General features: G+C 45.7%; 4 protein-coding genes. All 4 read right to left on the bottom strand.

Annotation, left to right across the window (positions count from 1 at the left end; translation table 11 throughout):
* Positions 1–265: 265 nt before the first annotated feature.
* The 4 genes from AB8804_RS22990 to AB8804_RS22975 all read right to left on the bottom strand — a co-directional run bounded on the left by AB8804_RS22990 (position 266) and on the right by AB8804_RS22975 (position 4,979).
* Complete coding sequence (locus AB8804_RS22990; protein ID WP_371190238.1) at positions 266–787, bottom strand: fimbrial protein; 522 nt, start codon at positions 785–787, stop codon at positions 266–268.
* A gap of 9 nt (positions 788–796) precedes the next feature.
* Complete coding sequence (locus AB8804_RS22985; RefSeq protein WP_371190237.1) at positions 797–1,432, bottom strand: fimbrial protein; 636 nt, start codon at positions 1,430–1,432, stop codon at positions 797–799.
* Positions 1,433–1,495: 63 nt separating this feature from the next.
* Positions 1,496–2,218, bottom strand: a complete 723-nt coding sequence (locus AB8804_RS22980) for a fimbria/pilus periplasmic chaperone (RefSeq protein WP_371190240.1) — start codon at positions 2,216–2,218, stop codon at positions 1,496–1,498.
* Positions 2,219–2,435: 217 nt separating this feature from the next.
* A complete protein-coding gene (locus AB8804_RS22975; RefSeq protein ID WP_371190236.1) occupies positions 2,436–4,979 on the bottom strand; it encodes an outer membrane usher protein in 2,544 nt (847 codons plus the stop codon).
* Positions 4,980–5,011 lie beyond the last annotated feature (32 nt).

Below are 5,011 nucleotides of genomic sequence, written 5' to 3'. Positions count from 1 at the left end.
ACCATCCGGTTCCTTTAGCACATGTTATAATATAATTTAGTTCTTGACGATAATTATTCCCATCTATCTTATTGATACCCAATCGTTGACCGAAGTCTACATCGATCAAACCATTGTCGTTGATAGTGCATGGAGGAGGTTCTATTAAAGTACCGTGAAATCGCATATCCCCATACCCTGCTCCCGACACAGAAATACTTAGACCCAATAGTGTAATTAGGACCCCTGTATGGCATATCATCAATATTTTCATATGCATCCTATTTCACGGGTAGGCAACACTCATGGTCGCTCCCGCCGTAAATTCTCCACCACGCAGAGTCACACCATTTTGCTTAACCGGTACAGCCCAAAGATCAGGCAGACTGGTAGGTGTTACATTTTGCCACCAAGTATTGATTGCGAAGGGGGACAATATACCGTCCTTCTTCACTTTCAGAGCGACACCTAATCCTTCACTCGTACTTTGAAGAACTGTGTTGTCAAAACTAGCTGGCAAACCTTGAACCTGTAAATTAAGCCGTGTGTTTACATCAGCTCCACTGCAGCGAACAGTATAATTAACCGGCGTGCTCTTGTTCTTACCATCTACTTGTGTAGTCAACACTTCACCAAATTCTACCTCTATCGGTCTGTTGTCGTTGATCGTGCAAGAGGGAGGTTTCATCACCGATACTTTCACAATCACCGTCGCCATACTTGAGGAAAATGCCATTAGCGGCACAGTTGCAAATAACGCAACTAAAAAGTGCCATATATAGCAACTGAGATATCTCAAATCATACATACCGCCGCCTTAGTCATAGCTCAAGTGAAAATCCACTACTGCTTTGAAGTTACCAACGACCAGCTCAGCCGGCGTCCGTTCCGGCGTCACGGTGTAGCTCAGGATGTCCTGCCCAGGCATCAATAATAATGGTTTACCATTACTGCCCAGTCGAACATCCTCCCCTCGATCATTTTCAAAGCGTAGACCCACTCCGGAAATACCCTCTGCTTTGACAAGTTGGGGATTATCCAAATCGCGTGTAGCACGGAAGCTCACTGTGAGTGCAGGCTGCGTGTTAGACCAGGTCGAGCTATCTGTGCGACTATCATGCTTACTCCCCACGCTGCGCAAACAATCGACTAATCGTAGTTCGAATCGCACAGGATTCCCCCTGGCACCAATACTCTGCATGCGACCTGTACCAATATCATTCAAAATGATATCTTGACGAGCACTTTCCATCTCAAGTCGACAGGCACTTTCAGTAAGAGCACCATGTACATATAGTGTCCCGTTAGCCCCCTCTACGTACCAGTTATCTTGTTTAGCTTGGGCATCCGACATCAGGCCTATCAGTATTGCAAGACATCCAAGATATAGGTAATGGCTCGATTCCTTTATGCGGATGGCTGGTGCCGGATTATTATCGTATTTCTCTACCATGTTACCTCCGCGCCACAGCGCCAAAAATTCATTCGCCAAATCAGACAGATAGCATTGATATCATCAGCCGACGTTCTTATCCGTCACTACCTTGCAGACTGTACCACTGCAACTAAAGCTAAGTTGCGGGCGTCCACCATAGTCATTGACGTAGGTCAGAACCGGGCTATTGCCTAAACTGGACACGCTAACAGTTAATGGTAACCGCCCCTTCGGGGGCACCATCACTGGTTCAAACCCTTTGACACCTTCTACATTTTTATTTGTAGCTCCATCCACAATTGTTATGTAGTAAGGCGTCGGGTTGTTAACAACATAGTTGTTGCCCTGTTTTGTCAGGGTCAATTGCTCCTGAGGTGGCGGAGCGTTCTTGTCCATTGCGACTGAAGCAGGACGATAAAACAGTTTGATGCGTGTCTGCAGCGCTATCTGCAGAGTATTAGGTTTATCGCTTTTTGGTGGTATCTCCCGCAAATTGAAGTAGTAGAGAGTTTCTCGGTCTTGCTTGAGCGATTGCACCGCCGGTAGAGCCTGAATTTTAACTTGGCTCGGCTTACCGGGCTCGATACGCTGCACTGGTGGCAATACCGTCAGGGGACTCTGGATTTTGTTTCCCTGTTCATCTTCAATCCATCCTTGCGCAAGATATGGCAGTTGTTTGTTCTGATTAGAGACACTGAGACTAACTGATTTCTGATCACCATCAAAAATGACTCGCGTGCGATCAAGGGCAATAGCAGCCTGAGCATGCTGGACAGTAAAAGTACTCAGAATACTAACGGCCATGACCGTCGATATCAGTTTTTTTTTGTTCAAGGATACTGCTGCGCATCCATCGTATGGACGTAGAGTCGACATTTTCAGTTTATGCATCATTTTCCTCTTCCCAGCCCTCAGGGGCTCATAATTGTCTGTAAGCGCAACTTCTCATTACTTGATAATGTCACTTTGTAATTGACATTAAAGTTGTAGATTCCTTTATTACAGATACGAACACTCTCGCTTATTTATTGTCCTCGGTAGAGATATCTGCACTTATCGAATGACAAGGTAAGAAAAGACTGTTCGTCATCATATCAACTGGCAAAGGCATCGGAATATTCACTTCACACTGTGCTCTTCCAGACCAGTGAACAGTCATAATCTCTCCGGCGTTGATACCGCTCAGGTATACCCCACCACCATCATTAACTATGCCGGTTTCCTGTTTACGAGTGTTGACAACAGTCGCACCAAAAGGTGGCTCCGAACCGTCCTCCAGCCTGATGACGGCCATCGCTTTTTCGCCGTAAATCACATCAAATTGGCGATAGCCAATTGCTCCCTCAGTCAGGGTCGCCTGTACAACGGATTTATTCGCTCCAGCCTTATCGCTAAGATTATTCAAATCGATACTTGCCTTATTACGGTAGTAACTGTTCACATCGCCAATTACCGCTTTCCCCCATGCATTAGTATTGCTTGTACGCCCGTAGCCGCGTACTGGAACACCCGGAACACCATTGGTATCAATGAGCATTCGAGTACCACCCAGCATCCCAATGCGGTGCAGTGCACCACCTTCTTTAGTCAGCGTTGCACCGCCCTGTAGGGACAATCCCATCGCACTATGGCGCCCTTCTTGATAACTGGCGTTAGCGCTCATACGGGTCATATCACCTTCGTGATTGAGGTATCCACTCAGGCTAGCACCATGCCGTGAACTTCCAGCGCTTAAGCTATAATTAGTACGCTCATCTAATCTGTTATAATAATTTCCCTGATGCGTTACGTCATTTTTGTTAATAGAGCTGCTGTAACCTAATGTACCGTTATTACCCCACGGGAGCGTAAATGATAAGTACGCGCCGTTATCGTTCACACTATTATATTTATTATTGTATGCCGATAGAGACATACTGATATTACGAAGCGCACCTAAATCAAAATAGTGTGATAGCGTAAGGTTAAAGCGATTATTCTCAGGTCGATCCCAAAACGTTTCATGGCTGTAATTGAGATAAGTGCTCAGCCCTAAGTCACGGAATTGTTTGCTTAGGGTAATGGTGTACATTTCTTTGCCATTACCAATTCGCGCACCATAATATCGCGCATCTAAGTATTCGCTCATGCTCATAAAGTTTTTTTGCGAGAAGCGATAACCAGCAAAGGTCACCTGACTATCGTACTCGTAAAAATCTTTCGAATAACTTAGGCGATATGAACCACCGCTCATTGTGCCATCGACCTGTGGTAATTGAGCTCGGGATTGCGTAGCATCAAACGACAGGGCACCAAGAGCCATCAGGTCACGGCCAATACCAGCCGAGAGAGAATTATAATCGCTGCTTAATATAGCGCCGCCATAAAGCGACCAACCATTACTCACCCCCCAAGAAAACTCTCCAGCACCGAAAACCGGTCCACGCGAGTGATGATCAAAATCATTCGGCTTTCCGCTTGCCAGTTTAAACCTCAATGAACCAGGGCGTGTTAAGTATGGAATGGATGCAGTGTTCATACTAAACTCCTGCACGGTTCCATCTTGCTCTTCAACACGAACTTTTAGTTCACCGCTAACAGCATCATTGATGTCCTGAATGCGGAACGGACCGGCTGCAACTTGTGTTTCATAAAGTATCCGTCCCTGCTGACTTACGGTTACTTTAGCGTTCGTTTTCGCTACCCCGACAACTTCTGGAGCATAACCGCGTAAGTTCGGTGGAAGCATATTATCATCCGACATCAAGCTCGCACCGCTGAAGCGGAAGCTGTCAAAGATGCCGGAGTCTAGATAGTTTTCTCCGATCGTAAGCTTGGAACGAAGCATAGGGATAGCCCTATATGCGTAATAGCGGGTCCAGTCTAATTTATGTTCGGTGGATTGCCTCGAACCAGTTCTGTGGTCTATATTACTCTGCCAGTCGGCACGTAGACGCCATGCACCAGTATTGAATCCAGCAGTACCATTGCCACTAAGACTGTAACCACTACCATTGCCATGAGCCTGTCTCTGAGTTCGTGCGTTAAAATTATAATCCAGCACCGCTCCAGAAATACCTTCATCCCAAAGAGAAGGTGGATCCCAGTTCTCTGCGGTATATTCCAAAAATGCTTGCGGTATGCTCACATATAGAGTGGATGTAGGCAAATCACCACGTACTTCCATACCGGGGATACTGGACTCATCAAGACATTCGCCCTGATGCCACCATTTAAGATTTTTGAGTTCACTGTCTTTAATCCCCAAAAGTTCTGTCAGATTTTTATTAATGCAAGCCCGACTGCCGTTAGGGTCTGATTCTGGCGCATAAAAAGGTATCTGTTGCTCTGGTAAATCGTTTTTATTGATATGCACGACCATACCGTAGGTGCCAGGCATAATGAAGCCACCTCGAGCAAACTGGCTTAGATCTATGTTTTTGCGGTCATGCACATCCAGTACGTCTGTATTAAACTCAATATCGCCCGCTGCATATACGATAGTCGAAGATGCACTAAAAACTAACGAGATGCAGAACTTCAGAAACTGGAGATTCGCCAGCGTCCTTGCAGGTGACACTCTCATAATCTTAAATTTTCCTTAAATTTATGCTTAAA

The sequence above is a fragment of the Enterobacter sp. KBR-315C3_2022 genome, assembly GCF_041399425.1.
Taxonomy (GTDB): Bacteria; Pseudomonadota; Gammaproteobacteria; order Enterobacterales; family Enterobacteriaceae; genus Enterobacter.
The sequence above is the reverse complement of the archived record's forward strand: the minus strand, read 5'-3'. Positions and strand labels throughout refer to the sequence as shown.

What these genes read in the sequence shown, in the direction of transcription:
- AB8804_RS22990 (WP_371190238.1), bottom strand. Translation starts at nt 787, where the DNA reads ATGTATGATTTGAGATATCTCAGTTGCTATATATGGCACTTTTTAGTT.
- AB8804_RS22985 (WP_371190237.1), bottom strand. Translation starts at nt 1,432, where the DNA reads ATGGTAGAGAAATACGATAATAATCCGGCACCAGCCATCCGCATAAAG.
- AB8804_RS22980 (WP_371190240.1), bottom strand. Translation starts at nt 2,218, where the DNA reads ATGGCCGTTAGTATTCTGAGTACTTTTACTGTCCAGCATGCTCAGGCT.
- AB8804_RS22975 (WP_371190236.1), bottom strand. Translation starts at nt 4,979, where the DNA reads ATGAGAGTGTCACCTGCAAGGACGCTGGCGAATCTCCAGTTTCTGAAG.